Raw genomic sequence first — 26,518 nt, 5'->3', positions numbered from 1 at the left:
GTACTCCTCCTTTAGAGTAGTGCAAGGAGCTATGATGCTCCTTGCACTGTTCTATGTTAGTATGATTCAGAAATTGTTTTCGCTAACATATGGAGTGCCAAATAATCTGGACCTCCCGCTTTTGAATCCGTACCAGACATTTTAAATCCGCCAAACGGGTGGTAACCAACAATTGCCCCCGTACAATTACGGTTGAAGTATAAATTACCGACATGAAATTCTCTAGAAGCTTTATTTATTTTTTCACGATTATTTGTAATTACCGCTCCTGTTAATCCATATTCAGAGTTATTGGCAATTTCCAGTGCATGATCAAAGTCTTTTGCCTTTGCAAATGCAACAACAGGGCCAAAGATTTCCTCCTGCATGATACGTGCTTCTACATCTAAATTAGCAAAAATGGTTGGCTGAATAAAATAACCTTTGGAGTCTTCCCCCTCGCCACCAGTCATTAGTTTGCCTTCTGCTTTACCGATTTCGATATAATTCATAATCTTGTTGAAGGCAGCTTGATCGATAACAGGTCCCATATTAACGTCGGGTGTGGTAGTTTCACCAACAGTTAGCTCTTTCGTGCGTTTTACTACCCTTTCTAGTACTTCATCATAGACATCTTCATGAACGACTGCGCGAGATCCAGCAGAGCACTTTTGCCCTGAAAATCCAAATGCAGAAGTTACAATGGCGTCGACAGCAATATCAATGTCTGCTTCATTATCGACTACAACTGTATCTTTTCCACCCATCTCTACAATTGTACGTTTTAAGTGAAATTGGTTCTCATTAACCGCTGCGGCACGTTCATATAAGCGAGTTCCAACTTCACGTGAACCTGTAAAGGTTATTAGCGCTGTTTTTGGATGATCCACAAGATAATCTCCAACTTCTGAACCACTGCCTGGTAGGAAGTTGATGACGCCATCTGGTATGCCTGCTTCCAATAAAACATCTACAAATTCTGCAGCAATTACAGGGGTTGCACTTGCAGGTTTAAGTATGACTGTATTGCCTGTAACAAGTGGTGCTACCGTTGTACCTACCATAATGGCAAAAGCAAAGTTCCATGGCGGAATGGTCACTGCAACGCCTGAAGGGGTATAGAGGTACCGATTGTATTCCCCTGGTCTACTATTTATTTCTTTTCCTTTATCTAATTCAATCATTTGTCGGGCATAATACTCCATAAAGTCAATACCCTCTGCAATATCAGCATCGGCTTCGTTCCATGGTTTTCCAGCCTCTTTAATCAGTAAAGCTGTAAATTCACTCTTTCTGCGACGGATAATTGCTGCAGTCCGTATTAAAATATTCGCCCGGTCAATTGCATTCGTATATCTCCAAGTTTGGAAAGCTTGATTCGCTGCTTGCACAGCTTTTTCAGCATGTTCCTGATTCGCCTTGGCAACGTATCCAATTATTTCTTCTTTTTTCCCCGGATTAATAGAAGTGATCTTTTCTTCAGTAAGTACTTTTTCTCCATCTATTAAGAGGTCATAAGTTCCCCCGAGTTTTCTTTCAATTTTTTCTAACTCAGATTCCAATCTTTTGCGATTGCTCTCTATTGAGAAGTCTGTAAATGGTTCGTGCTTATACGGTGTTAACATAGAATCCACTCTCCTTATAAAATTTCGCTTGCTTGTATAAATAGCAAAAATCATGCCAACTATTTAAGTGTTGACTTATCAAGGTTTTAATAAAAAGAGATGCAAAATAAATTTGCGTTATTTTTAAAAAGCGCATAACCGTGCAAAATTATTTTGCTATTACAGTATATTTCCATTAAGCTGATAATAGGGAGGGAACACTTTCATGGGAAATGATGTAATGGATCTGCAAGCACTAAAGCATAGAAATAAACTATATGAACAGTTGCTGGATGAAGTGAATGTTGGTATCCACGTAATTAATAATCAAGGGAAAACAATTATTTATAACAAAAAAATGATGGAAATTGAATCAATGGAAGCAGCTGACGTATTGGATAAGGATGTATTAGAAGTTTTTTCATTTAAGGAAAATCAGCATAGTACACTTGTCCATACATTAACAACCGGGAAAGAAACTAGAGGGATTAAACAAACTTACTTTAATAATATTGGAAAAGAAATCACGACAATTAATGATACTTTTCCAATTATAAAAGATGGAAAGATTACTGAGGCAGTCGAGATAGCAAAAGATATCACTCAATTAGAACAAGTTATTAAGGAAAATGTGTTACAGAGGAAAAACACCAAATTTACATTTGATCAAATTATTGGAGATAGTGAAGAATTTGCTACGGTAATTGAAGATGCAAAACTAGCAACTCGAACAACTTCATCTGTTCTTATTGTTGGCGAAACAGGAACTGGTAAGGAATTATTTGCGCAAAGTATCCATAATGGTAGTGCGAGGTCATCTGCTCCTTTTGTCGCCCAGAATTGTGCAGCAATACCCGAAAGTTTAATGGAGAGTTTATTATTTGGTACAAAGAAAGGGGCCTTCACGGATGCGATAGATTCACCCGGTCTATTTGAACAAGCAGATGGTGGAACTTTGTTACTTGACGAGATTAATTCTTTAGACGCTTCCCTTCAAGCAAAACTCTTGAGAGTGCTGCAAGAAAGAACAGTAAGAAGAATAGGGGATACAAAGGATAAAAAGGTGGACGTTCGTATTATCGCAACGATTAATGAAGACCCTGCCGATATGATTATGGAAAATCGAATAAGAAAAGATTTATTTTATCGTTTGAGTGTCGTAACTTTATTCATCCCCCCTTTGCGTGAAAGAAAAATAGATATTATGCCTTTAACGACGGAATTCATTCATAAATACAATACACTTTTTCAAATGAATATAAAGAATGTTAGTGAGGAAGCAAAAGAATTACTCTATGAACACGACTGGCCAGGGAATGTAAGGGAGTTAGAGCATACTATTGAAGGTGCGATGAATCTAGTAGTTGAAGAAAAGGAAATTCAAGTTCATCATTTACCCACTCGTTTTCGAAACCATAATAAATATAAGAGAGACAATGATAGAAACAGCAAGGATAGTCCCCCTATAAACGATTTTCATTCGAGAAAGCTGCGAGTTAGAATGGAACAGTTGGAAAAGGAATATATTAAACGAACACTTTTAGAAAATAACTATAATATAACACAAGCTGCAAAGATTCTAGGTATAAGCAGACAGAGCCTTCAATATCGCATAAAGAAATTTAATATTTAAATTTAGCACGTATTAACGGTCTGTAACATTTGAGTAAATTTTCCTTCAGCTAACGGAACCTTTTCGTAAGTTATTAATTGTTGAAAACGGGTATACTCTATGATAGAATTCAATATATAGTGCTTGACAAGGCAATTTAATACTAAATGTAGTATATAAGTAATGGTGACAAGATAACTGTTTAAAAGGGAATCCAGTTAAAAGCTGGAGCTGCCCCCGCAACTGTACGTGTGGACGAATTAGTAAACCACTATATCGCTTGCTGTTAGGTGACGATATGGGAAGGGCTATAGTAGGAAGAAGCACAAGCCAGGAGACCTGCCATAACTTGCAAGTTTTGTTTCTTCGGGGTGTAAGAAAGGTAAAACGATAAGAAGTGTGTATTTTTTTATGCATTTTGTCGTTTTTTCCTGCCGTTCATCCCGAAAATGAACGGTTTTTTTAATGTGTTTACATAAAGGGAGGAAATAAAATGCAAACAATGAGTCAAACTAAAAGTTCTAAAGGGATTGAATTAATTGATGAATGGGCCAAGGGATTAAATATTCAAACCGAAAAATATAAAGAAAAAGTGGAAGGACTCTGGAATTCTGACCAAATGAGGGATGAATTTTATGATGCTCTAATTAACCATGCCCTTGAAAATATAGACGAAGTATCACCAGACTGGACTTATTTTGCTACACGAATTTATTTGCATGAACTCTATCAAAAGGCTGCAGAAAATAGGGGTTATGACGCTTCTCTTTCGTATGGTCCCTTCTACGATTTATTAAAGCAATTGACCGATAAAGGAATTTATTCTACTAATCTTCTTTCAAGCTACACGAAAGAGGAAATTGATTATTTTGGTGAGTCACTTGAACAGGAAAGGGATTTATTATTTACGTACCCTGGCATTTATACATTGGCAACTCGTTATCTTGCAATGGATCATGAAAAGAATATCTATGAATTGCCACAAGAGCGCTGGATGGTTATTGCGATGCATCTTATGCAAGAAGAACCAGCTGAGGGTCGCACGAAGCACGTTCTAGAAGCATACTGGGCGCTGAGTAATTTATATATGACGGTTGCGACACCAACATTGGCTAATGCAGGGAAGAGTCACGGGCAATTGTCGAGTTGTTTTATCGATACGGTAAATGATAGTTTAGAAGGCATTTATGATAGTAATAGCGATGTTGCCCAACTGTCGAAAAATGGCGGTGGAATTGGGGTTTACATGGGTAAAGTCCGAGCGAGGGGCAGTTCAATTAGAGGATTTAAAGGGATGTCTAGTGGGGTTGTACCATGGATTAAACAGTTAAATAACACGGCGGTAAGTGTTGATCAGCTTGGTACTAGAAAAGGTGCAATTTCGGTTTATTTAGATGTATGGCATCGCGATATTGAGGAATTTCTTGATTTGAAGCTAAATAATGGGGACGAAAGATTACGAGCCCATGATATCTACACAGGGGTAAGTATGCCAGACTTATTTATGGAACAAGTGGAGAACAGAGGAGACTGGTATTTATTTGACCCTCATGAAGTTCGTGAGGTGATGGGCTTCTCTCTAGAAGATTTCTACGATGAGAAGAAAGGTGATGGAGAATGGCGCAAGAAATATCAAGCATGCATTAACGCTAATTTAGATTCGAAAAAGAAAGTACCTGCAATTGAAATTATGAAGAGAATCATGCGGTCCCAGCTTGAAACAGGGGCACCATTCATGTTTTACCGAGATGAAGTGAACCGCCGGAATGCGAACTCTCATACTGGGATGATTTATTGCACGAATTTATGTACGGAGATTACGCAAAACCAATCCCCGACAGAGTTTGTCCAGCAATATCTCACGGAAGAAAATGCCGTTGTGAAAAAATACAAGCCTGGTGATTTTGTTGTTTGTAACCTGAGCTCCGTCAACTTAGGAAAGGCTGTACCAGATAATGTATTGGAACGCCTCATCAAAATTCAAGTTCGCATGCTTGATAATGTCATTGATATCAATACGCTGCCATTATTACAAGCAACGCTCACGAACCAAAAGTATAGAGCGATTGGTCTAGGTACATTTGGATTCCACCATCTGCTTGCAAAAGAAGGAATTGAGTGGGAATCAGAGCAAGCTGTAGAATATACCGATGCAATTTATGAAAAAATCGCCTACTTAGCGATTTCTGCATCAGCAGATTTAGCGGAAGAAAAAGGCAGCTATCAAGTATTTGAAGGAAGTAAATGGAGTACAGGAGAGTACTTTGATAACAGAGGGTACGATGATTCCGAAGAGTGGATGGCATTGAAGGAGCGGGTGAAAGAAACCGGAATCCGCAATGGTTATGTAATGGCTGTTGCACCGAATGCGTCTACTTCGATTATTGCCGGCTCTACTGCAGGAATCGACCCAGTGTTTAAACCTTTCTATCATGAAGAGAAGAAAGACTTTAAAATGCCTGTAACGGCACCAGATATGGACCACAATAATTACCATATCTACAGACGTTCCGCTTATATTGTTGACCAGCGCTGGTCGGTGAAACAGAATGCAATGCGCCAGAAACACGTAGACCAAGGGATTTCATTTAACATGTATGTGCCGAACACGATCCGGGCTTCTGTTTTACTAGACTTGCATCTACAGGCTTGGAAGAGCGGACTGAAAACAACTTACTATGTACGCTCTTCTTCTACAGATATTGAAGAATGTGAGTGGTGTCAATAATGGATATGGGAAAGTTTTTACTTTCCCATATCTCTGCCCAAAGGAATCGATGACAAAGGGATTAATCGTACGTTATAAACAGGAGTGAAATAAATGAAGATACTCATTGCTTATCATAGTTTTAGTGGCAATACCGAGGAAATAGCGGAGATGATCCAGGATCGATTAAATCATCACGGTTATCAACCTGAATTATATGAAATTGGTATGGGTGCCTATTTTCCTGAGTTAAGTAATTACGATGTCGTCATGTTAGGGACGTTTACTTGGGATCTGGGTAGTACCCCGGCTGAAGTAAAAGACTTTGTAGCAGATGTCGGCTATAAGCCGGATAATATTGCCGTGTTTGGCTCAGGCGAAACCCAATTTGGCGGGGAAGAGATGTTCTGTCTTGCAGTTACGAAACTAGCTAGATTTTACAATAGTCCATGGGAAGGTTTGAAAATAGAACAGTCCCCAAGGGGAAGCCAGGAGATAAAAGTTTCCAATTGGGTAGATGGAATTGTAGAAAGTGTAAGAAAAGAAAAAGAGCAGAAGAGCTGGGTGACAGTAGGCGTATAGAGTGAGTAAGAATAGAAAATTAAAAGAGGCAGGGAATACAAATATGACTGTAGTTTTAAAAAAAGCTAGAACGTTAGAACCAAAAAACCCTAATAAATCAACAGGGATTTTTGGGGGGAAGTCCAGTGGTATTTTAAATTGGAATGATATTGCATATCCCCATTGGTATCAGATTTACAAAAAGTTACTAGGAAACTACTGGCAAGCGGATGAAATCAATATGTCTTCCGATATTAGGCAGTTTCCCGAGTTGACGAAGGATGAACAGGATGCCTATTTGAAGATTATCGGATTACTGTCTACGTTAGATGCACCACAGACACGGACGGCCTTGTTATTATCTTTATACGCAACCGATCCATCCGTACAATCCATTATGGCTGTAATTTCGCAGCAAGAGGCTGTGCATAATGAGAGCTACTCGTATGTTTTATCATCTGTCGTGTCGTTGGATGAACAGAATAAGTCATTCGAGTTAGGCCGGACAGATCCAGTTCTCCTAAAACGGAACGAACGGATTATCAAAGTTTATAATGAATTTGCAGAGAATCCGACAATCAAAAACATATTAAAAGTCATGGTCTATACTTCTCTGCTGGAGGGAATGTTTTTCTATTCCGGATTTGCCTTCTTTTATAACTTAGCACGAAATAATAAAATGGTAGGAACTAGTACGATGATCAGCTATATTAATCGGGACGAGCTCGAGCACGGAAGATATATTGGCGAATTGTTCCGCGCAACACTAGCTGAGAATCCGGAGTATAATACGGAAGCGTTCAATGAGTGGGTATATGATGCGTTCCGTCATTCGGTGGAACAAGAGATTAATTGGTCCAGATATGTATTAGCTCATGTTGATGGAATTGATTTAGATGAAATGGAAGGCTATATTAAATATCGAGCGAATAAGATGTTACGTATGTTGGGCTTAAGTGAGATATATGATGGTTACTTCGATAATCCGATGAAATGGATTCGCGCATATGTAGATAACTTTGATGGAACGAAGACAGACTTCTTTGAGCAAAAGTCACGTGCCTATACAAAAGTAAGTGATTTGAACGGGTTTGACGACTTATAAAGTGAAACTTCATTCAGTGGGGGTATTACAGACCGTTAATGCGCGATAAAAGAATCGTTTGTTAGATAGGAAAATCCGAACAATCTAGGAGGAACTTCTACCTTAGATTGTTCGGATTTTTGTTATGTTATTCTTAGCATTTGCTTCTCTTTTCTACCATACAAGAAGAAATAAAGCACGGTTGAAGCTAATACTACAAAACCTAAAATACCGTAAAGGGAACTGTAACCTATTAAAGGTATAATGAATCCGAGCAGATAAGGGCCGAACCCAAGCCCTGCATCAAGCGCAATAAAATAGGTTGATGTAGCGAGTCCTAATCGGTGAGGCGGGGTCAGCTTAACTGCGATAGCCTGTGAGCAGGACTGGATATTCCCAAACCCAAGACCAATCAGAAATCCAGACAATAATAGAGTCATCCCGCCACTTGCTGTACTTAGAAGCAGCATTCCAGCTGTAAAAATCACAAAAGCTGGATACATGACATAGTTTGCTCCTTTCAAATCCATTAAGCGGCCAGTGAAAGGGCGTGATAGTAAGATTGCCACAGAGTAGACGAGAAAGAAGAAACTCGCCACTTCAACGAGGTTTTTTTCTGCGGCATAAAAGTTAATATAAGAAAGCACACTCGAATAGCAAAGACCTAGCACGAGAACAATAATTGCAATAGACATCGCCCTTGGTTCGATAAAATTAGAGATTTTAAATCCTTTCTCCTCTAACTCTTCTATTGAAAAGTCTACTTTTGGCACATTGATTAGAAATGCTGTAATTAAACTAATAACCCCCAATAGTAAACAGAAACCAAAAATAATCGAATAGCTCGTGTTTTGACTTAGATAAAGCCCAAAGAATGGACCAATAGCTGCAGCCAAAGTTGCACTCATACTGTAATAGCCGATCCCTTCAGCTTTTCGAGATGCCGGAATCAGGTCAGCAACAATTGTTCCAGCTGCTGTACTCGCTATTCCAAGTGTAAATCCATGCAACAGTCGCACAATTAATAGCGAATAGATACTCGCACTAAAAAGATAAAAAATACTCATAATCGTAAAAAGAATTAAGCCAATAAATAATGTTTTCCGCTCTAATATTCTCTTGTAATTTAGGGAAGATATGATAAGCAGCTAGTTGCTCTTCCTTCGTGATACCTTCCATGACATGATTTTCTAAATCCGTTATTTTTATTCTGCATGTTCGATAAATCTCTTTACCCAAATCCGTTAATTGAATAATCTTCTCTCTTCTGTCTTCACTCGGAATTGGTTTTATAATTTGCATTTCTTCCAAGCGGTGAACTCTCCTTGTGATTGTTGGTTTCTCCACATTATAGTAGTTCGCAATCTCAACTAATGTAGAGGGCCCGTTATTATTTAAGTAAAAGATAACTTGCCATAAGGAATAGGAAAGTCCATGATCGCTTAATAGTTCATTCAATTTGCTAATGAGCGGGCGATATAAGCTTAAATAACGCTGAAAGAATCCTTCCAAGTTTTAACCTCCTCCTGCGAAAATTAGTTACCTAGGGTAATAGTTAACGAAGGAAACTATAGAGTATTTTAAAGGAAATGTCAAAGGTAAAAAAGCATAAAAAGACATCCAGGCCATACTCCTGAATGTCTCTTCCTCATTCAATCTCAGCTTTCTCACTATCTGCTAAAGCCATAAAGACAATCATCGCAATCACACAAGCTGTGCCAAGCCATTGAAACGATCCGAATGGCTCTTTCAGCCAAAATACAGTCGTTAAAACTGCGGCGAGCGGCTCTAAGCTACCTATTAAACTCGTTTCCTTTGGTGAAAGACTATGTAAACTCTCGATGAAAAACCAAAAAGCAATCATCGTTCCAAAAATCACGACGAAAAATAAATAAAGATACCCTTCTAGTGGGAGCGCCGCGAAATCCATTTGCCATGGTGGATGGATAAAGCTTAACGTGAAGCCTCCAATGACCATCGCCCAGCCGACAATAACGAGGGAATCGAAATAGGCGAGGAGGGAAGCAGCATATAATGTGTAAAAAGCGAAAGCGACCCCTGACAGAATTCCCCAGATGACTGCCGGTGCGGGGACAGATAATCCTGATAACGATCCATTCGTCAGTAAAAAGAAACAGCCGCTCAAAGAAAGGAAGACAGTTACAAAATCAATTCTTCTTAACTTCATCTGTCTCCGTACCAATAAATAGGCGATAATCATAATTGGCGCTTGATATTGTAATAGGGTAGCAACAGCCGCGTTTCCGTGATTTATCGAAGCCATATACGTATATTGGACCGCAAGCATACCAAAAAGTCCGAATATAAGAAGCTGGAACGCATTCCGCTTATTTTTCCAAACATCGAATACTTGTTTCTTATCCCTTGTGAGATATTGAATCGTTAATAATAAGATTCCAGAAACAAGCAATCGGACGGTAACAAGCCAATCTACTTCAATTTGGAAATCTTGAAAAAGTTTTTGGGAAACCGTACCACCGACTCCCCAAAATGTTGCACCGATAATAACAAAGAAAAACCCTAGTTTCCTGTTCTGTCTACTCATTCTTTCTTCACCATCATAATTATAAATGCTTATTTCTGAATGACTGCGATTGTACAACGGGATACACAGACAAGCTTGCCTGTTGCTTCATCCGTAATTTTAACTTCCCATATATGGGTTGTCCTTCCGATATGGAGCGGTTTTCCAACTGCAGTTACGTTACCATCCCGCACACTGCGGATATGGTTCGCATTAATCTCAAGCCCCACTGCTGCTTCCGTTTCAGCATCTACTAGATTCATGCTTCCTACACTGGCCACGGTCTCCGCAAGAACCACTGACGCTCCTCCATGCAGCAATCCATAAGGCTGGCGTGTTGGTCCATGTACAGGCATTGTCGCTATCACTTTTTCCTTTGTTACTTCAATTATCTCTATTCCAATGGCATCCATGATTGTATTCATCTTACGTCCTCCCTACCTGAATTCTGTATTCATCATAGCTGGAAGAGACTGCTTTGTAAACATGGTAACATAGGTTATACTGAAAGTGATTCATACCTTTTCATAAGGAATAAAACAGTAAAAGGATGTTAGATATGAATATGAAACGAGATGGAGAGAATGTTCTAGACATGATAAAAGCCGGGATGAAGTTAATAGAACTTTATTCAGGCTTTTTCTTTTTCACACAGATTGAAGCTAAGATAAAAAATAAAGACTTCTTTGTCGTTACATCGAATGTATATGATCATTTTAGATAAGCAGGATTTCCGGAAGATCGTCTTTTTGAAAGATAGGGTATAAAAATGGGCGCCATGCTATGATATATCTTAAAGATGACGCGCTAAGCAAAATGAGCACATCTTGCTCGCTTGGATATAAATTTCTTACGGACAAAAGAAGTGCATGAACTTGTTGACTTTGCAAAAGATATATTGCAAAAAAGGTGAAAAAACAAATGAGTAGGTGTAAAGTTTATTTATAGTACGGGTGTCCAAGCACCATTAGTCAGCTTAGGAGGAAATTATTATGAACAATTACAGTGATGATAGTCTTGCCCTTCATACGGACCTATACCAAATTAATATGGCAAAAGCTTATTGGGAAGATAATATTCATCATAAAAAAGCTGTATTTGATTTGTATTTCAGGAAGTTGCCATTTGGGAATGGATATGCAATATTTGCTGGGTTAGAACGAATCATCGATTATCTACAGACCTTTCATTTTTCCGAAAGTGATCTGGATTATTTAAAGGAGTTAGGCTACAAGCGAGATTTTATTGACTATTTACGAACGGTGCGCTTTACAGGGAATGTCCGTGCAATGAAGGAGGGCGAGGTTGTATTTAATAATGAACCAATTCTTCAAGTCGAAGCCCCGTTAATCGAGGCGCAACTAATTGAAACGGCTCTGTTGAATATCGTTAACTACCAAACGCTTATTGCAACGAAGGCCTCCCGGATTATGCAAGTTGCGGGGGACAAGCCGGCATCGGAATTCGGTACGAGACGCGCGCATGAATTTGATGCTGCATTATGGGGTACGAGAGCAACTTTTATCAGTGGCTTCTCTAGCACAAGCAATGTTCGAGCAGGCAAGCGCTTCGGTATTCCTATATCTGGAACGCATGCCCATTCGTATGTTCAGGCATATGAAGATGAATATATTGCTTTCCACAAATATGCAAAATCCCACAAGAATTGTGTTTTCCTAGTGGATACTTATGATACGTTAAAGTCCGGTGTTCCAACGGCAATCAAAGTTGCGAAAGAGCTTGGCGATAATATAAATTTTGAAGCGATTCGATTAGACAGTGGAGATTTAGCCTATCTCTCCAAAGAAGCAAGAAAATTATTAGATGAAGCAGGGTTTGTAGATACCAAAATCATCGCTTCAAATGATCTAGATGAATATACCATGATGAATTTAAACGCACAAGGAGCGCAAATCGACGCATGGGGTATCGGAACGAAAGTGATTACTGCTTTTGACCAGCCAGCCTTGGGAGCCGTATATAAGATGGTAGCTATGGAAGATGAAAATGGCGAAATGACTGATCGGATCAAGCTTTCTTCCAGTCCTGAAAAGGTTACGACACCGGGACTAAAAAAGGTATACCGCATCATTAATAAATTTACAAATAAATCAGAAGGGGATTATATCGCCTTAAATTACGAACAACCTGAAAAAGAATCTAAACTTCATATGTTCCATCCCGTACATACGTATATTGGAAGTTTTGTTACCAATTTCATCGCAAAGGATTTACATGAGGATATTTTTGTGGATGGTATACTTATGTATGAAAACCCACCACTCCAAGAGATTCAATCTTACTCCAAGGAACAATTGAATCTATTATGGGAAGAATACAAGCGTTCCTTAAATCCGGAAGAATATCCAGTCGATTTAAGTCAGGCTTGTTGGGATAACAAGATGAAGCATATAGAAGAAATGAAAAAATACAGTTTTAAAAAATAACATATAGGAGTGGATTCAAATTGGTAAAAGAAGCGTTATTAATTGTTGATATGAGTAATGACTTTGTAGCAGACGATGGCCCATTAACTGTCGGTAAACCAGCACAAGAAATTGTACCCTACATTAAGGATTTGGCAACCGAATTTCTAGAAGCAGGAAAGATGGTTGTTGTATCGATGGATGCCCATCAGCCAAATGACCCTCACTTCGAATTATGGCCACCTCATAATATTGTCGGTACGAAAGGCCAGCAATTGTACGGGGAGCTCTATGATTGGTACGAAGCTAATCAGAATAATGAAAACCTAATATATTCGGCAAAGACTAACTATAATGCATTCTTCCAAACAGATTTGGCTGAAACATTCAGGAAGGCGGGTGTGGAGAAGGTTCATACCGTTGGGGTAACGACGGATATCTGTGACTTTTTAACAGTTTCAGGAGCAGATGCAGAAGGTTTTAAAACGGCGATTCACAAACGAGGTATAGCAACGTTTACAGATCTTGGAGAAACAATGGTTAATCATATGGTACGTTGTTTCCATACAGAAGTGATTGATTGAACCGCTCGCGATTGAAGTTACAAGTGTGCTTGGCTTCTTAAGTATAGTATGATAACAAATACTTATCCTAGTGTAAGGTAAAAGGAATAACAATGACGTTTGTGAAAGGGAAGAGTGACATGGGTGCGCATGAAACAATAAAGACAATTTCTGAAGAAGAAAGAAATCAAATAAAGTCGCTGCTTTTAAATTACTCGAAAGAAGAACTAGCGATTGTCTTACACCATTTTACTAAGTGTAAAGAAATGAAATAGCAAAGCAAAGGAGGTGGAGTATGCTAACGGAAGTTTCTATTATTCTAGCGTTTGGCGCAGGGGTATTATCCTTTGTATCACCCTGTGTATTTCCGCTCTATCCAGCATTCTTATCCTATATTACTGGAATGAGTGTGTCTGATGTACAAAGCGGTAAAATAGGAGGACAACGCAAAGCGATATTTCATACATTATTCTTTTTATTAGGATTTTCCATTATTTATCTCGTGCTGGGATTAGGGTCAACTGGAAGTGCCAGTTTAATTGAGACGTGGTATATACAATATGGAGATATCATCCGCCAGGTCGGTGCGATCTTCATCGTGTTTTTTGGTTTAGTTACAGTTGGGATCTTCACCCCGACCTTCTTGATGAAAGACCATAAACTAAACTTAAAAAACAAGCCATCTGGTTATCTAGGCACTGTGTTGATTGGTTTAACCTTTGCATTGGGCTGGACACCTTGTATGGGACCGATATTAGCAGCCACGTTAGCTCTTGTCGGCGCGAATCCGTCCCAAGGTATCTGGTACATGGGAGCTTATATATTAGGCTTTAGTATCCCGTTTCTGTTGATGGCATTTTTTATCGGGAAATTTACGTGGATTAAAAAATACAGTGGTGCATTTATGAAAGTCGGTGGAAGCATCATGATTCTAATGGGAATTATATTGTTTTTTGATATGTTCACTATTTTTAATTCATTATTTGCGCCAATTTTTGGGGATTTCCAAGGGTTTTAGTCTTTGGAGGGAAAGAAATATATTTATATCATCCAGTGAAACTGTGAGTGAATCAAAATTTGAATTGCTTAGATCGATTCCCGTTTATTCAATTGAAATGCTTATGTTAAAAATGGTCCGACTTACGTTATACTATAAGGAACGATTATAACTTATGTATAAAAGGACGGTTACCAATGGCGAAGATCTTAATTATCGAGGATGATCCAAAGATTGCCGTACTCCTGCAGAGCCATTTGCAAAAATATGGTTATAACGCGGTAGTCGCAGAACAATTTGATGCAATAACGGAAGAGTTCCACAAAGTTCAACCGGATCTTGTATTATTGGATATTAATTTACCTAGCTTTGATGGTTTCTACTGGTGCAGGCAGATTAGACAGTTTTCAACCTGTCCGATCATATTCATTTCTGCCCGTTCAGGGGAGATGGATCAAGTCATGGCACTGGAAAATGGCGGGGATGATTATATTACGAAACCATTCGCTTATGAAGTCGTCGTTGCGAAAATTAAGAGTAACTTACGGAGAGCATACGGGGAATATGCACCAAAAGTGGAAGAGCGGAAGATTGAGCTGGACGGGCTTACTCTTTACGCGGAACGGATGGAATTAGTGAAAGGTGGAAACGTGATTACTCTAACAAAGAAAGAAGCTGTTTTGCTCGAAATGCTGTTGAGTCGTTCTCCGAGGGTTGTATCAAGGGAATTACTCCTCGAAAAGCTGTGGGATGACCAAGCTTTTGTTGATGAAAATACACTGAATGTGAATGTCACTCGCGTTCGGAAAAGGTTGCAGGAGTTAGGGATTCAAGATGCGATTGAAACGATTCGAGGTGCAGGCTACCGGCTCGTAGCGAATTGGGAGCACGGCTCATGAAGAAACTATTTTTTCGTGACCAGTTTCCGCTTATTTTTTTAAATATTATTCAGCTCACGGTTATGGTGCTTGTGCTCTGGTTAAGCGGCCTTCGTGAAGTGTCACTCGTCTTTTATCTTTTATTTTTAAGCATCCTCTTTCTAACAGGTTATTTAGTATACCGTTACGTTACATTACGGAAATTTTACCAACGCTTGGCAAATCCGATTGCCCGGCTGGAGGAAGTGTTTGAAACACTTGACGAAGCTCCACTTTCTGCTGCCCTAAGCGAACTCTTAAAGACACAACATCGTTTATATATTAGCGAAATAGCACATGCGAACAGTAAGAAAAATGAACATATGACATTCATCAATCAATGGGTGCACCAGATGAAGACACCATTATCTGTCATCGAGTTGATTATCCAGGAATATGAAGATGAGCAAATTCTAAGTATCCGTGAAGAAACGGATAAGCTTGAAAAGGGATTGGAAATGGTTTTATATGCTGCTCGCCTAGAAGTGTTCGAACAAGACTTTCACGTGAAATCGGTCGGATTAAAGCGAGCGGTGGAACAAGTAATTCGCGATAATAAGCGGCTATTCATTAAGAACAGGGTTTACCCGGAGCTCGACCTTTCGGAAGTTCGTGTGGAGTCAGATGAGAAATGGTTAGTCTTTGTCATCAACCAGCTTATTACGAACGCTGTAAAATATTCGGCAGGGAAAGCACATAAGATTTATATCTCGGAAGCAAGGACTGCTGCAGGAGTTCAATTATTCATTCAAGACCATGGTGTCGGTATTCCGAAATCAGATATAAAACGTGTATTTGCTCCATTTTTCACAGGTGAAAATGGAAGGATTTATCGTGAATCGACGGGGATGGGACTTGCGCTAGTTCGAGATATATGTGACAACCTAGGACATACTGTGGAAATAGAATCTACGCCTGGAAAAGGGACATTAGTCAAATTAACATTCCCGAGTTAAGAAACCTTACAGAAATGTAAGCTAATTGAAAGCTAGACCGATGTTTAAAATTCCTCTTTTCTTTTACACTAGTTGTAGAAGGAAAGGGGTTTTTAGTATGGAAATTTTAAAAACACAAAACGTAAGCAAAGTATATGATGGAAAAGTAGCGCATAAAGCGCTTGAGGATATTGATTTAGTTATTGAGGAAGGGGAATTTGTTGGAATCATGGGTCCTTCGGGAAGCGGGAAGTCGACATTGCTCAATATGGTTGCAACGATTGATCAGCCAACTTCAGGCTCGATTCTTATCAGTGGCAAGAATCCGCTAGAGATGAAACATAATGAAATGGCAGAGTTCCGCCGCCGAGAATTGGGCTTTGTATTTCAGGATTTTAATTTGCTGTCGACATTGACCGTGGAGGAAAATATTGTGCTGCCACTTACGCTTGAAGGAACAAAGGTCAAAGAAATGGAGAAGCGTGTCGCAGCAGTTGCTGAAAAGCTCGGCATCTTGGAAATTTTGAAAAACCGCACTTATGAAATCTCCGGTGGACAAGCACAGCGGACGGCCATAGCCCGAGCGATTATCCACCAGCCGAAAATGGTGCTCGCCGACGAGCCAACAGGTAACCTTGACTCTAAAGCATCCCGGACGGTAATGGAAATGCTTGAGCAAATTAATCGGAACGACCGGACAACGATGATGATGGTGACCCATGATCCAATCGCTGCAAGTCACACGCAGCGGGTTGTTTTTATTAAGGATGGGAAGCTATATAACGAGATTCAGCGTGGGGATAACCGTCAAGCTTTCTTTCAAAAAATAATTGATGTGCTATCGCTGTTGGGGGGAGATACAAGTGACCTTTCGTCAATTCGCGTTTAATAATGTCTTAAGAAATAAACGGGTCTATGCTGCTTATTTCCTTAGTAGTTTATTTTCAGTAATGGTTTTCTTTGTTTATGCGATTTTTGCCTTTCACCCGGCATTAAAGGAAGTGCATTCGAGCGTTACGGTAGGTCTGCATTTTGCTGAGGGAATTATTTATGTTTTTTCGTTCATCTTTGTACTCGTTTCGATGAGTGCCTTCCTTCATTCACGAAAGAAGGAATTCGGCTTAATGGTTATGCTCGGCATGACGAATAAGCAATTGCGTAGGATGGTCTTTTTAGAAAATGTGTTGATCGGCTTCATTGCAACGATTTTCGGTGTGGGAATCGGGCTTGTGTTCGCGAAGCTCATCCTGATGACGGCGGAAACGGTGCTTGAGTTAAAAGAATCCTTGCCGTTTTATATGCCATGGGAAGCGATCTTGCTTACTTGTGGTGCATTCTTACTCCTGTTTGTTGTGATATCCTTCTTTACGGTGTTCATCTTGAAAGGAAATAAATTAATCGATTTGATCAAGGGAAGCGCTGTTCCGAAGAAAGAACCGAAAGCTTCTGTTCTCCTCTCGTTATTAGCTGCTATGTTACTGGCGGTTGGTTACGGGGTTGCATTAACAGTGAAAGGGGATCAAGTCGTATTCGCCATGATTCCTGTAACAATTATTGTCATTATCGGGACCTATTTCCTTTTCACTCAATTAAGTGTCTTTATGATCAATCGGTTGAAAAAACGAAAAGGGCTGTTTTGGAAAAAGACGAATCTCGTATTATTTTCCGATTTGGCGCACCGGATGAAGGATAATGCGCGCACCTTTTTCTTTGTTGCAATTGTATCAACGGTTGCGTTTACTGCGATAGGTACGCTTGTCGGTTTCCGGTTTATGATTACGAATAATATATTAGATGAACGTCCCTTTGCGGTAGAATATTATTCAGAGCATGGGGATGAACAAGAAACGGAACATATTGCAATTATTGAGGATAAACTTGATGGCATTACCTATCAGAAACTGCCTGTTCATATAAAAAATGTTTCAATTCCAAGTCTCGCCGATGATGGCTATAATCCACTAACGGGGATTATTTCCGAGTCGGAGTTTAATGCAATTGCTGAAGCAGCAGGACGGGGCGAGGAACAGGTTGCCTTAGATGGACAGGAGGCGGCTTACCTGTATTATCATAGTGCAATGCTTCCACCAAAAGAAGTGGAGGGGAAGCGAATGCTTGAATTTGCGGGTAATGAAGTAAATCAGATAACAGCATTCGGTTCGGCTCTGATTCGTACGTTTGAAAATTATTTAATTGTTGATGATGCATTTTATGATACAATCACTGACTTTGAGCAGGAAACCTTCTATGCCTTTCAAGTAGAAGATTGGAAAGCGACAGCGGATATAGGAGAACAGCTGCTAGAAGAGCTAGGGGTAAGTGACACGAATGGATATGGTGAGCACTTCACCTTTAGTAATCTTGGTTACGATTGGTATATTATCAATCAATCTTTCGGTACAGTTCTGTTTATCGGCTTATTCATTGGTGTTGTATTCTTCGTAGCAGCAGGTAGTTTCTTGTATTTCCGCTTGTATGCGGATTTAGAAAGTGAGCAGCAGAAGTTCGCGATGATTAGTAAAATCGGACTGACGGATAAGGAATTGTCGAAAGTGTTAACAACACAGCTTGCCTTACTGTTCTTTATTCCAATTATCGTAGCAGTTATCCATGGTGCAGTTGCTTTAACGGCACTAAAGAACATGTTCGCTACAAGTATGCTCGAAAGCTCTGTTCTTGTTCTTGGGAGCTTCACACTGATCCAAATTATTTACTTTATCTTCATCCGTCATAATTATATACGGAGAATAAAAAAACATATTGTGAACTAAAAGGGAAATCCTAAGGTGGCCTTCGTGGCTGCATTAGGATTTTTAGTGCATAAGAAACTATAAAACAAAAATAATAACATCGAACTACCTCCTATCCTAGGAGGCGCAGTTTGTACGTTGCTACGACTACTGGATGTGCTAATGCAAACGCCCTTCGGTGGGACGAGTAATCGCAGTCCCAGGTGTTGCGAAACGAATCGCGTTTTTAACCTGCGAGGGCGCTTCCGCCTTTGTTTGTGCAAGCAGATGAATGGTGTTCGTGAAATGATGTATTATACTAGGCAATAGATTAAAAAAATGTTGGAAAGGGATCGATAAAATGAAGTTAAGCATACTGGATCAAGCTCCGATTACAAAAGGAAACCGAGCATCTGATGCCTTAAAGAAAGCGGAAGAGTTGGCTATCTTAGGGGATGAATTAGGGTACCATCGGATGTGGATGGCAGAACACCATAACACGAACACGCTTGCAAGTTCCGCACCGGAAATCACCGTCGCCCATTTAGCCGCAAAGACAAAAAACATCCGGATTGGAACAGGCGGTATTATGATGATGCATTATTCTCCATTGAAAATGGCTGAAGTGTTTAAAACATTAAGTGCTTTTTCTCCAGGGAGAATAGATTTCGGAGTAGGAAGAGCTCCTGGGGGCGATAATTATTCTATCTATGCCTTATCAGAAGGAAGGCAGCCGATGGTCCATAATATGTATGAAAAATTAGAAACAGCACTTCAGCTCATCAACGACGAGGTCCCAGACGATCCGTTATATCAGCGAATGATTGCCTCCCCGTATCAAGTCACTTTACCAGAAGCATGGTTACTCGGTTCAACAGGTGATAGTGCAACACAGGCCGGACGCAGCGGTGTTGGGTATTCCTATGCACAGTTTTTCACCGGGGAGATGGAAAAAGAAGTTTTTGATATATATAAGAACAGCTTCGAACCTTCCGGTTTCATGGATAAACCGGAGATTAATGTCTGCTACATGGTGACGACTGCGGAAACGAAAGAAGAAGCAGAATACGAAGCGAAACCGCAGGATATTTGGCGTCTGCTTTTCGAGAAGGGGAAAAATATACAAGTCCTTACACCGGAAGAGGCAAAAGATTATCCATTAACAGAAGTGGATAAGATGAAGATTCAAGATAATCGTAAATTGCACCTTGTGGGCAGTGCGCAAGAAGTGGCAGCAACGTTAAGGGAGCAGCAGGAGCAGTATGGCTTTGATGAAGCAATGATTGTGAGTATCCCGCATTCGCAGGAGAAACGGTTGGATGTGTATCGGTTGCTTGCTAGAGAATTGTTGTAAATAAAAGATAAAGAGGGCTTAGAAAGTTTTATACGAGATGATATCACAAATCTTAAAGGGGGCTTTCGTATGGAGGAATGGCGAGGAGCCGCTGGCGTCTGTATAAATGAAAAAAGCGAGTTATTGATGGTTTTGCAAGGTGCGCCTGACGAGAGAAGAACATGGTCCATACCTTCTGGTGGAAAAGAACGGAATGAGACATTTGAAGATTGTTGTATAAGGGAGATAGAAGAGGAAACGGGATATAAAACAGAAATTATCAAAAAAATGAAAGTGAAAAAAAGAAAATATGAAGCATATAATATTTCTGCAGAAGTCCATTATTTCTTAGTAAAAATTATTGGCGGTACTAGAAGTATTCAAGATCCTGATCAACTCATTCATGGGATAGCCTGGAAGAATGTACAAGAAATAAAAGAACTCGAATTATCGTTTCCGGAAGATCGGGAATTTCTAATCGAATGTTTAATGAAATAGACAAGAATGCATTCCCATCGCTCCAATAGGATTTAATTTACGTTAATTTTATAAAAACCTTTTTCTTACCTCAGGGGAAGGGATTGCACAGCTTTCCTTTTTCCCAAACCACTTATATCTATTTCGAGCGACTACATCATAAAATAAGTCCCGAACTGGACGTGGCATCATGATAAAGGCATACGCTAATTTACAAATACCTGATAACTCCTTGGCAATCCGTAGGGCAGCACTCGATTTAAGGTGGGCTTTCCCGTCAACAATAAGCACCATGCTGAGGTTCTCAGAAAGTTTGTATGCAGCTAAAAGTTGTTTTCCTGTTGCACTTTGGAGGGAAGCGAATGAGAAAACAGCTTTTGGATCTCTTTTAATAATAAACTGGACGCTCGCATCGCAAAAGTGGCATTCACCATCAAATAATATAATGTTATTCATACACAGTCGCTCCTGTAATTTGTTATAATCATTATATGATGAATCCGCAGTTTCTACAATGTATTCCCACGCATTATCACTTGTAAAACCTGTACTAGTCCGATATGATATAATTATGAAATACTTAATTTGTTTAGTCAGTCAATTAATTGATATGACAAGGATGGAGAGGAATCTTTATTTTTTTAATTAAGTAGTTTAGGGAAATAGATTAAGTTTTCCCTTTAGGCTCCGGATGTAATCTTGATACCAGTTATATTAATGGAAGTTATGTTTAGATAGAGCATTTATAATAATATAAAAACCACAATCTATGAGAGGAATGGGAATAATATGGCACAACAATTTGGTGTAATTGGCTTAGCTGTCATGGGTAAGAACCTGGCAATGAATATTGAGAGCAGAGGTTATTCCGTTGCAGTGTATAACCGTACATACGCACGAACAGAGGAATTCTTAGCAAACGAAGCAAAAGGCAAGAATTTTGTTGGCGCAGAAACAATTGAAGAATTTGTAAATTCCCTAGAGAAGCCACGTAAAATCATGTTGATGGTTCAAGCGGGACCAGCTACAGACGCGACAATCGAATCATTACAACCGTATTTAGAAGAAGGCGATATTCTAATCGATGGTGGAAACACACTTTACGAAGATACAATGCGTCGTAATAAAATGTTGGACGAAACAGGTATTCACTTCATTGGTACTGGTGTATCTGGTGGGGAAGAGGGCGCTTTAAAAGGTCCATCTCTCATGCCGGGCGGACAGAAGGAAGCTTACGAACTTGTTGCACCTATCTTTGAAGCAATCTCCGCAAAAGTTGAAGGCGACCCATGTGTTACGTACATTGGACCAAATGGAGCAGGTCACTTTGTGAAGATGGTTCATAACGGGATTGAATATGGCGACATGCAATTAATTGGAGAAGCATACTTCATTCTGAAACATGTTCTTGGCATGGAAGCTGACGAATTAAGTGAAGTATTCGCTGAGTGGAACAAAGGCGAACTTGACAGTTACTTAATTGAAATCACTGCAGACATATTCAAGAAGAAAGATGACGAAACAGGCAAAGCGCTAGTAGAGGTAATTATGGACAAAGCTGGTCAAAAAGGAACTGGTAAATGGACAAGTAAGAACGCCCTTGACCTTGGAGTTCCACTACCACTTATTACAGAGTCCGTCTTTGCTCGCTTCATTTCTTCCTTGAAAGATGAACGTATTGCAGCAAGCAAAGTGTTGTCTGGCCCATCCCCATCCCAGTTTGATGGTGACCGCAAGGAATTGATTGAAAAGGTACGTAAAGCTCTATACATGAGTAAGATTGTTTCCTATGCGCAAGGTTTCGCACAAATGCGTGCAGCATCTGAAGAGAACAATTGGGACCTTCAGTATGGTGATATTGCAATGATTTGGCGTGGGGGATGTATTATCCGTGCAGACTTCTTGCAAAAGATCAAAGATGCTTATGATAACAATGCAAACTTAGCGAACTTAATGCTAGACCCATATTTCAAAGAGATTGTGGAAGGCTATCAAGATGCATTGCGTGAAGTTGTTGCACTTGCAATTAAGCATGGTATTGCAGTACCAACATTCTCAAGCGCAATTGCTTACTATGACAGCTACCGTGCGGAAGACTTACCAGCAAACTTAATCCAAGCACAACGCGACTACTTTGGTGCTCATACGTACGAGCGTAAAGATAAAGAAGGAACGTTCCATACGAACTGGTTCTAATTAAAAAAACGAGTCAATTCATTTTGAATGACTCGTTTTTATTTCAACTTTTACTTACTAAGCTATAACTTCCTCCCGGGAGAAGACCACTTCTTTGACTTCAAAAAAGTTCTGGATTGCAAGCGCACTTGCCCCTAAAACACTAGCATCTTTTCCGAGGTCAGATAAGACGATTTGGCCATACACACTGACTGAAGACTTCAAGTTTGCGACAATCTCTTCAATCGCATTTGGATATACCTTCAATAACTCACTGTTAATAATCAATGTTTCAGGATTATAGGAATTAATCATATTGTTTAATCCAATGGATATATAACTGATAAAGTTCTTCATTACATCATAAGTTTCTGGATCTTCTGCAGCCAGTAATTGCTTAATGTCATGATAATTTAAGTTCGGGCGGTCAAGCTTTTCCATCAACTGTGAAAAGACAACCGACTCTGCTGCATAAAGTTCCCAACAGCCCGAGTTACCACAACTGCACTCTTGCCCAAACGGGGAGATAATCATATGACCAATTTCTCCAGCATAACCATCGTTTCCCTTTACAAGTTTACCATCGTTAATAATTCCTGCCCCAATCCCCGAACCCAGTACGATACCAAGCATGTTATCGCTATCAGGATATTTATAAACTCTTTCAGCAAAAATGGAAAGGTTCGCTGTATTTTCAATCGAAATATCTATATCGATTTCCCTTTCAATATCTGATTTCAAGTCCTTGTTGCTCCATTGCAATCTCGGAATGAATTGAACCCATTCATCGTTATTTACGGTACCGTGCACACCGATGATCGTTTGAACAAGTCCATAATGACTTGTAGAATACTTTTCCTTGTAATTGCGGATTTCTTCAACAAGAATATAAAGGACTTCTTCGTACACTTCTGTATGGATCGCCATTGTATTGACTTCCACTATATTTCCTTGTAAATCGGCAATTTGAAATTTAATTTCTTTAAAGTCAAGATCGATACCGAGAACATAACCAGCACTTCCATTAATGGAAAGCATAATCGGACGCCTGCCGACTGTGTTATGTTCCTGTTGTGTTTCTTGCACGAGCTTTTCGTTCAATAAATCAGCAACTTGGACGGAAATCGTTGCTTTATTTAAGCCTGTTATCTTAGCAATTTCCGCTCGTGAAATAAATTCATGTTCAATAATCTTTTGCAAAATCAGCGACCTGTTTATTTTTTTTATATAGGCGCCATCCCCAATAACCATTTCGGTTCCCCCTTCATACGTCTGGATGATACATCATGAATTGTAAATATCTTAATGTTTATTTAAGATAATGCAAGTGCTTTCATCCCTCGTAATTATTATAACAAATCCTCTAATTCTGTGGGGTAGAACACAAATAGAAATTGATAGACTTCAAACAAACGAGTAAAGATGTTTTAAAGATTAATCATGGCTTCTCTTGAGTTATAAAGCGTTTACATGTAATGTTAAGTATATATTAATTTTGTTGGTTTGGCAAACAAATAAGGGTGTTTATTTAAAATGCAAAGAATTGGTTACTATAAAAGAAAGTTTTATTTCTGCATAAGTTCAACAAGCATTCGCCGTAAAGGCTTGGCGAAATGTCAAGTTTTTTAATGTAATACATAGAAATTATTCGGTACATAGGTTAAAATGTAAGTCACTACATATAAACTTAAAAAGGAAGTCGAATCATGCTCTATCGTGTCCAGTTGTTTAAATTTTTCACATCAATCTATGACCATATCTTTCGGATTAGACAAGCGGAAAAACTATCCAACGTTAGAAAAACTAGTACTCTATTGATTCTCGCGACGATAATTATCTATGGATGGATGGCTTATTTAGGCATCGGCAGTTCCATTTTGTCGGGAGGAGTAGCGGAACTTGGTGCAATGGAATACGAAACGAGTAAATTATGGTTTGTCATTGGACGAATGATCTATGGTGCCCTATTTGCCGCGTTCCTTCTTTTTATACCGAGTCTGATCTTCTACTTGATTACGGAAATACCGTACGGGAAACTCGTCATCATGCAGCAAGTCGTGCTTGCGGTCATGTTGATCGAAAGGCTTCTATGGATTCCTCTTGCCTTATTTGCAGGACTGGATTGGTTTGTATCCCCGCTATCCTTTGGAATCATCGCTTCCTATATTACGGAAATCGATTGGTTTATTTATTTCTTTGGTGCAATTACGTTGTTTCAATTTTGGATTATTTGGTTCCAATACCGGTTTTTACATACGCTCTCTGAAATCGGAAGTCGAACGTTATGGGCATTTATCTTGTTGCTCCATGTTCTCGGTTGGGTTCTTGCGGGAACCATTGCATTCGCTGATTCTTATATGATAGGTCGGTGGTTTGAATGAGGAGAAGTCACTTTATTCAATTAGGAATACTTGTATTTATAGCTGTAAATTTACTGCTTGTCTACTTAGACGACGAAGCACGGGTCGATCGGGTCTCTTATGTGAATAAATGGTCGGAAAGTGTCACTGCAGATTTAAAGCGGGAGCTGTATAAACCAGTTGTTTTAGCGGCTGCAGATGAAGAGGAGATTTACTTTGACAGGACGGAAGGAATTTTCCAGCAGTTTCTTGTGTCAGTTGGAGAAGAAGTGACACCGGGTTCAAGCTTATTCACCTTCCGTGTGGAAAACTATTATGAAACCGAATCGGATTTACTTCAGGAGCTGGAACGTGTGCAAGGAGAAATCACTGCCACTGAACAAGCGATTTCTCAAATGAAGGCATACCAAATTCCTGCGAATGACTTTAATCCATCGAGTTCCGTTTTGATTACCGAGGAAGATATTTTCGTTGAGCTTCCAGAGTCACCGGTTGAAGCAGAATTGATGAAAGAACAATTTATCGCGGAGAAAGAACAAGAATTAGCAGCAAAAACGATTGAATTGACGACATTGGAAAATCAATTGGCAGAACTTCGGGATACAGGGGATATGATTACATACGAGAGTCCTTTCGGAGGGAAAATAAAACATATCTCAACAGATCTTAGCAATCCATTGATTGTTATTGAAAGTACAGAACTCCATGCAACAGGTGATTTGAGTGAAGCGGAACGGTTGGAAGTGGAAGAAGGCATGAATGCTGTTTTACAACTGGAGGAAACGGATGTTCTTTTAGAAGGTACGGTGGAGTTGCTTGGTGATTCCCCTGCTGAACTTAACGTGGAAAAAGAAAGTATTTACCCGTTTTCTGCGAGTTTCCAAGAAGATACTTTAGAAGAAGATATAGAGGACGAGGAAACGGAAGCAGAGGCTGAAACTGAAATAGAAGCAGAGCTATTACCAGGCTACCATGGAACGCTTGCGATTACACTTGAAGAATCGCTAGGTGCGACCACTATTTTTGAGGATGCTTTATTAAATGGGTCCGTTTGGCAAATGACCAGTGCTGGTAGGCTGGAACAGAAGGCAGTCGAGACCGGACTATATGAAGATCAAAAATTTGAAATAAACTCCGGATTAGATGTGGCTTCGACGCTAGCTGAAGCTCCAGTTCGCCAACTTAGAGAAGGAGCATCTTACATTACCCCGTTAAAATGGAAGCAAGTAACGAAAGAATCATTTCATATGAAGGGGAATAACTGGTTGCAGCCATTTGTTAGTGGTCTATTAGCAAGATAAAAGTAACCTGTACGAGTTTAGTTTTGAATCGTAAAAAATCAAAAAGTAAATGAAATAGAGGTGCAATCACGCATATGGATTGTACCTTATTTTTGTTGATATATAAATGAGATGGTAGTAGTTATTCCTCCCGTCACTGTGATCGAATTGGAAAACAGAAGGCAGGATTAAGAACCTTGGAGCGAAATAAATGTTCTTATTATTTAAAGAATT

Annotated in this window: 24 protein-coding genes, 1 pseudogene and 1 riboswitch; of the genes and pseudogenes, 18 read left to right on the top strand and 7 right to left on the bottom strand. The window is 39.5% G+C overall.

Annotation, left to right across the window (positions count from 1 at the left end; translation table 11 throughout):
- Positions 1-56 precede the first annotated feature (56 nt).
- On the bottom strand, positions 57-1,604 hold the full coding sequence (gene pruA, locus SPD53_RS12670; RefSeq protein WP_336252781.1) for an L-glutamate gamma-semialdehyde dehydrogenase: 1,548 nt from the start codon (positions 1,602-1,604) through the stop codon (positions 57-59).
- Positions 1,605-1,809: 205 nt separating this feature from the next.
- Between pruA and SPD53_RS12665 the strand changes: the two genes are divergently transcribed.
- The 4 genes from SPD53_RS12665 (at position 1,810) to SPD53_RS12650 (ending at position 7,568) form a co-directional block, all read left to right on the top strand.
- Positions 1,810-3,216, top strand: coding sequence for a sigma-54 interaction domain-containing protein (locus SPD53_RS12665; protein ID WP_336252780.1), 1,407 nt, complete (start codon positions 1,810-1,812; stop codon positions 3,214-3,216).
- A gap of 146 nt (positions 3,217-3,362) precedes the next feature.
- Positions 3,363-3,556: riboswitch (cobalamin riboswitch) on the top strand.
- Between the two features lie 132 nt (positions 3,557-3,688).
- On the top strand, positions 3,689-5,923 hold the full coding sequence (locus SPD53_RS12660) for a ribonucleoside-diphosphate reductase subunit alpha (protein ID WP_156857506.1): 2,235 nt from the start codon (positions 3,689-3,691) through the stop codon (positions 5,921-5,923).
- A gap of 93 nt (positions 5,924-6,016) precedes the next feature.
- Positions 6,017-6,484: a flavodoxin gene (locus SPD53_RS12655; RefSeq protein WP_188858288.1), complete on the top strand. Its 468-nt coding sequence runs from the start codon at positions 6,017-6,019 to the stop codon at positions 6,482-6,484.
- A 43-nt stretch (positions 6,485-6,527) separates the two neighbouring features.
- Positions 6,528-7,568, top strand: a complete 1,041-nt coding sequence (locus tag SPD53_RS12650) for a ribonucleotide-diphosphate reductase subunit beta (RefSeq protein WP_188858337.1) — start codon at positions 6,528-6,530, stop codon at positions 7,566-7,568.
- Positions 7,569-7,690: 122 nt separating this feature from the next.
- Here SPD53_RS12650 and SPD53_RS12645 read toward each other — a convergent pair.
- From SPD53_RS12645 to SPD53_RS12630, 4 genes and pseudogenes are all read right to left on the bottom strand, one after another.
- Positions 7,691-8,653: pseudogene (locus tag SPD53_RS12645) on the bottom strand (MFS transporter); the annotation flags it as partial.
- Complete coding sequence (locus SPD53_RS12640) at positions 8,592-9,059, bottom strand: MarR family winged helix-turn-helix transcriptional regulator (RefSeq protein ID WP_336252779.1); 468 nt, start codon at positions 9,057-9,059, stop codon at positions 8,592-8,594. The gene SPD53_RS12640 and the pseudogene SPD53_RS12645, both read right to left, overlap by 62 nt.
- A gap of 136 nt (positions 9,060-9,195) precedes the next feature.
- Positions 9,196-10,113, bottom strand: a complete 918-nt coding sequence (locus tag SPD53_RS12635; protein ID WP_156857510.1) for an EamA family transporter — start codon at positions 10,111-10,113, stop codon at positions 9,196-9,198.
- Between the two features lie 29 nt (positions 10,114-10,142).
- Complete coding sequence (locus tag SPD53_RS12630) at positions 10,143-10,517, bottom strand: hotdog fold thioesterase (protein ID WP_156857511.1); 375 nt, start codon at positions 10,515-10,517, stop codon at positions 10,143-10,145.
- A gap of 134 nt (positions 10,518-10,651) precedes the next feature.
- Here SPD53_RS12630 and SPD53_RS12625 point away from each other — a divergent pair, with 134 nt between their 5' ends.
- The 11 genes from SPD53_RS12625 (at position 10,652) to SPD53_RS12575 (ending at position 20,490) form a co-directional block, all read left to right on the top strand.
- On the top strand, positions 10,652-10,816 hold the full coding sequence (locus tag SPD53_RS12625) for a hypothetical protein (RefSeq protein WP_188858293.1): 165 nt from the start codon (positions 10,652-10,654) through the stop codon (positions 10,814-10,816).
- A 268-nt stretch (positions 10,817-11,084) separates the two neighbouring features.
- Positions 11,085-12,539, top strand: a complete 1,455-nt coding sequence (locus SPD53_RS12620; RefSeq protein WP_336252778.1) for a nicotinate phosphoribosyltransferase — start codon at positions 11,085-11,087, stop codon at positions 12,537-12,539.
- A gap of 20 nt (positions 12,540-12,559) precedes the next feature.
- Positions 12,560-13,102 carry a cysteine hydrolase family protein gene (locus SPD53_RS12615; protein ID WP_336252777.1) on the top strand — a complete coding sequence of 181 codons (543 nt, stop codon included), beginning with the start codon at positions 12,560-12,562 and terminating at the stop codon, positions 13,100-13,102.
- Positions 13,103-13,194: 92 nt separating this feature from the next.
- Positions 13,195-13,356, top strand: a complete 162-nt coding sequence (locus tag SPD53_RS12610; protein ID WP_156857513.1) for a hypothetical protein — start codon at positions 13,195-13,197, stop codon at positions 13,354-13,356.
- A 20-nt stretch (positions 13,357-13,376) separates the two neighbouring features.
- A complete protein-coding gene (locus tag SPD53_RS12605; protein ID WP_156857514.1) occupies positions 13,377-14,099 on the top strand; it encodes a cytochrome c biogenesis CcdA family protein in 723 nt (240 codons plus the stop codon).
- A gap of 176 nt (positions 14,100-14,275) precedes the next feature.
- Positions 14,276-14,977, top strand: a complete 702-nt coding sequence (locus tag SPD53_RS12600) for a response regulator transcription factor (protein WP_156857515.1) — start codon at positions 14,276-14,278, stop codon at positions 14,975-14,977.
- Positions 14,974-15,951 carry a sensor histidine kinase gene (locus SPD53_RS12595; RefSeq protein ID WP_336252776.1) on the top strand — a complete coding sequence of 326 codons (978 nt, stop codon included), beginning with the start codon at positions 14,974-14,976 and terminating at the stop codon, positions 15,949-15,951. Before SPD53_RS12600 ends, SPD53_RS12595 begins: the two co-directional genes overlap by 4 nt.
- A 97-nt stretch (positions 15,952-16,048) precedes the next feature.
- Positions 16,049-16,819: an ABC transporter ATP-binding protein gene (locus SPD53_RS12590; protein ID WP_336252775.1), complete on the top strand. Its 771-nt coding sequence runs from the start codon at positions 16,049-16,051 to the stop codon at positions 16,817-16,819.
- Positions 16,794-18,701, top strand: a complete 1,908-nt coding sequence (locus SPD53_RS12585; RefSeq protein ID WP_188858302.1) for an ABC transporter permease — start codon at positions 16,794-16,796, stop codon at positions 18,699-18,701. The genes SPD53_RS12590 and SPD53_RS12585 overlap by 26 nt, the downstream gene beginning before the upstream one ends.
- Positions 18,702-19,020: 319 nt before the next feature.
- The gene (locus SPD53_RS12580) at positions 19,021-20,013 is read left to right on the top strand and encodes an LLM class flavin-dependent oxidoreductase (RefSeq protein ID WP_336252774.1); all 993 of its coding nucleotides are present in this window, start codon (positions 19,021-19,023) and stop codon (positions 20,011-20,013) included.
- A 69-nt stretch (positions 20,014-20,082) separates the two neighbouring features.
- Entirely contained in the window at positions 20,083-20,490 is a 408-nt protein-coding gene (locus SPD53_RS12575; RefSeq protein ID WP_336252773.1) for an NUDIX hydrolase, read from the top strand.
- 48 nt (positions 20,491-20,538) lie between these two features.
- On the opposite strand, the gene SPD53_RS12570 is transcribed toward SPD53_RS12575, so the two are convergent.
- Positions 20,539-20,925: a thiol-disulfide oxidoreductase DCC family protein gene (locus SPD53_RS12570; RefSeq protein WP_336252772.1), complete on the bottom strand. Its 387-nt coding sequence runs from the start codon at positions 20,923-20,925 to the stop codon at positions 20,539-20,541.
- 333 nt (positions 20,926-21,258) lie between these two features.
- Between SPD53_RS12570 and gndA the strand changes: the two genes are divergently transcribed.
- Positions 21,259-22,665: an NADP-dependent phosphogluconate dehydrogenase gene (gene gndA / locus SPD53_RS12565; protein ID WP_336252771.1), complete on the top strand. Its 1,407-nt coding sequence runs from the start codon at positions 21,259-21,261 to the stop codon at positions 22,663-22,665.
- A gap of 57 nt (positions 22,666-22,722) precedes the next feature.
- On the opposite strand, the gene SPD53_RS12560 is transcribed toward gndA, so the two are convergent.
- On the bottom strand, positions 22,723-23,895 hold the full coding sequence (locus SPD53_RS12560; RefSeq protein ID WP_336252770.1) for an ROK family transcriptional regulator: 1,173 nt from the start codon (positions 23,893-23,895) through the stop codon (positions 22,723-22,725).
- Between the two features lie 455 nt (positions 23,896-24,350).
- Here SPD53_RS12560 and SPD53_RS12555 point away from each other — a divergent pair, with 455 nt between their 5' ends.
- Together SPD53_RS12555 and SPD53_RS12550 are read left to right on the top strand one after the other, a co-directional pair.
- Complete coding sequence (locus SPD53_RS12555; protein WP_336252769.1) at positions 24,351-25,025, top strand: hypothetical protein; 675 nt, start codon at positions 24,351-24,353, stop codon at positions 25,023-25,025.
- Positions 25,022-26,305: an efflux RND transporter periplasmic adaptor subunit gene (locus tag SPD53_RS12550; protein WP_336252768.1), complete on the top strand. Its 1,284-nt coding sequence runs from the start codon at positions 25,022-25,024 to the stop codon at positions 26,303-26,305. Before SPD53_RS12555 ends, SPD53_RS12550 begins: the two co-directional genes overlap by 4 nt.
- The last annotated feature ends 213 nt before the right edge of the window (positions 26,306-26,518 follow it).

It is taken from the genome of Oceanobacillus sp. MO10714A, from assembly GCF_037072045.1.
Taxonomy (GTDB): Bacteria; Bacillota; Bacilli; order Bacillales; family Amphibacillaceae; genus Oceanobacillus; species Oceanobacillus indicireducens.
This window is presented reverse-complemented; position numbering and strand designations above follow the sequence as displayed.

Excerpts from the sequence above, each read along its gene's own strand:
- pruA (WP_336252781.1), bottom strand. The coding sequence starts at position 1,604 with ATGTTAACACCGTATAAGCACGAACCATTTACAGACTTCTCAATAGAG.
- SPD53_RS12665 (WP_336252780.1), top strand. The coding sequence starts at position 1,810 with ATGGGAAATGATGTAATGGATCTGCAAGCACTAAAGCATAGAAATAAA.
- SPD53_RS12660 (WP_156857506.1), top strand. The coding sequence starts at position 3,689 with ATGCAAACAATGAGTCAAACTAAAAGTTCTAAAGGGATTGAATTAATT.
- SPD53_RS12655 (WP_188858288.1), top strand. The coding sequence starts at position 6,017 with ATGAAGATACTCATTGCTTATCATAGTTTTAGTGGCAATACCGAGGAA.
- SPD53_RS12650 (WP_188858337.1), top strand. The coding sequence starts at position 6,528 with ATGACTGTAGTTTTAAAAAAAGCTAGAACGTTAGAACCAAAAAACCCT.
- SPD53_RS12635 (WP_156857510.1), bottom strand. The coding sequence starts at position 10,113 with ATGAGTAGACAGAACAGGAAACTAGGGTTTTTCTTTGTTATTATCGGT.
- SPD53_RS12630 (WP_156857511.1), bottom strand. The coding sequence starts at position 10,517 with ATGAATACAATCATGGATGCCATTGGAATAGAGATAATTGAAGTAACA.
- SPD53_RS12625 (WP_188858293.1), top strand. The coding sequence starts at position 10,652 with ATGAATATGAAACGAGATGGAGAGAATGTTCTAGACATGATAAAAGCC.
- SPD53_RS12620 (WP_336252778.1), top strand. The coding sequence starts at position 11,085 with ATGAACAATTACAGTGATGATAGTCTTGCCCTTCATACGGACCTATAC.
- SPD53_RS12610 (WP_156857513.1), top strand. The coding sequence starts at position 13,195 with ATGACGTTTGTGAAAGGGAAGAGTGACATGGGTGCGCATGAAACAATA.
- SPD53_RS12605 (WP_156857514.1), top strand. The coding sequence starts at position 13,377 with ATGCTAACGGAAGTTTCTATTATTCTAGCGTTTGGCGCAGGGGTATTA.
- SPD53_RS12600 (WP_156857515.1), top strand. The coding sequence starts at position 14,276 with ATGGCGAAGATCTTAATTATCGAGGATGATCCAAAGATTGCCGTACTC.
- SPD53_RS12595 (WP_336252776.1), top strand. The coding sequence starts at position 14,974 with ATGAAGAAACTATTTTTTCGTGACCAGTTTCCGCTTATTTTTTTAAAT.
- SPD53_RS12590 (WP_336252775.1), top strand. The coding sequence starts at position 16,049 with ATGGAAATTTTAAAAACACAAAACGTAAGCAAAGTATATGATGGAAAA.
- SPD53_RS12580 (WP_336252774.1), top strand. The coding sequence starts at position 19,021 with ATGAAGTTAAGCATACTGGATCAAGCTCCGATTACAAAAGGAAACCGA.
- SPD53_RS12575 (WP_336252773.1), top strand. The coding sequence starts at position 20,083 with ATGGAGGAATGGCGAGGAGCCGCTGGCGTCTGTATAAATGAAAAAAGC.
- SPD53_RS12570 (WP_336252772.1), bottom strand. The coding sequence starts at position 20,925 with ATGAATAACATTATATTATTTGATGGTGAATGCCACTTTTGCGATGCG.
- gndA (WP_336252771.1), top strand. The coding sequence starts at position 21,259 with ATGGCACAACAATTTGGTGTAATTGGCTTAGCTGTCATGGGTAAGAAC.
- SPD53_RS12560 (WP_336252770.1), bottom strand. The coding sequence starts at position 23,895 with ATGGTTATTGGGGATGGCGCCTATATAAAAAAAATAAACAGGTCGCTG.
- SPD53_RS12555 (WP_336252769.1), top strand. The coding sequence starts at position 24,351 with ATGCTCTATCGTGTCCAGTTGTTTAAATTTTTCACATCAATCTATGAC.
- SPD53_RS12550 (WP_336252768.1), top strand. The coding sequence starts at position 25,022 with ATGAGGAGAAGTCACTTTATTCAATTAGGAATACTTGTATTTATAGCT.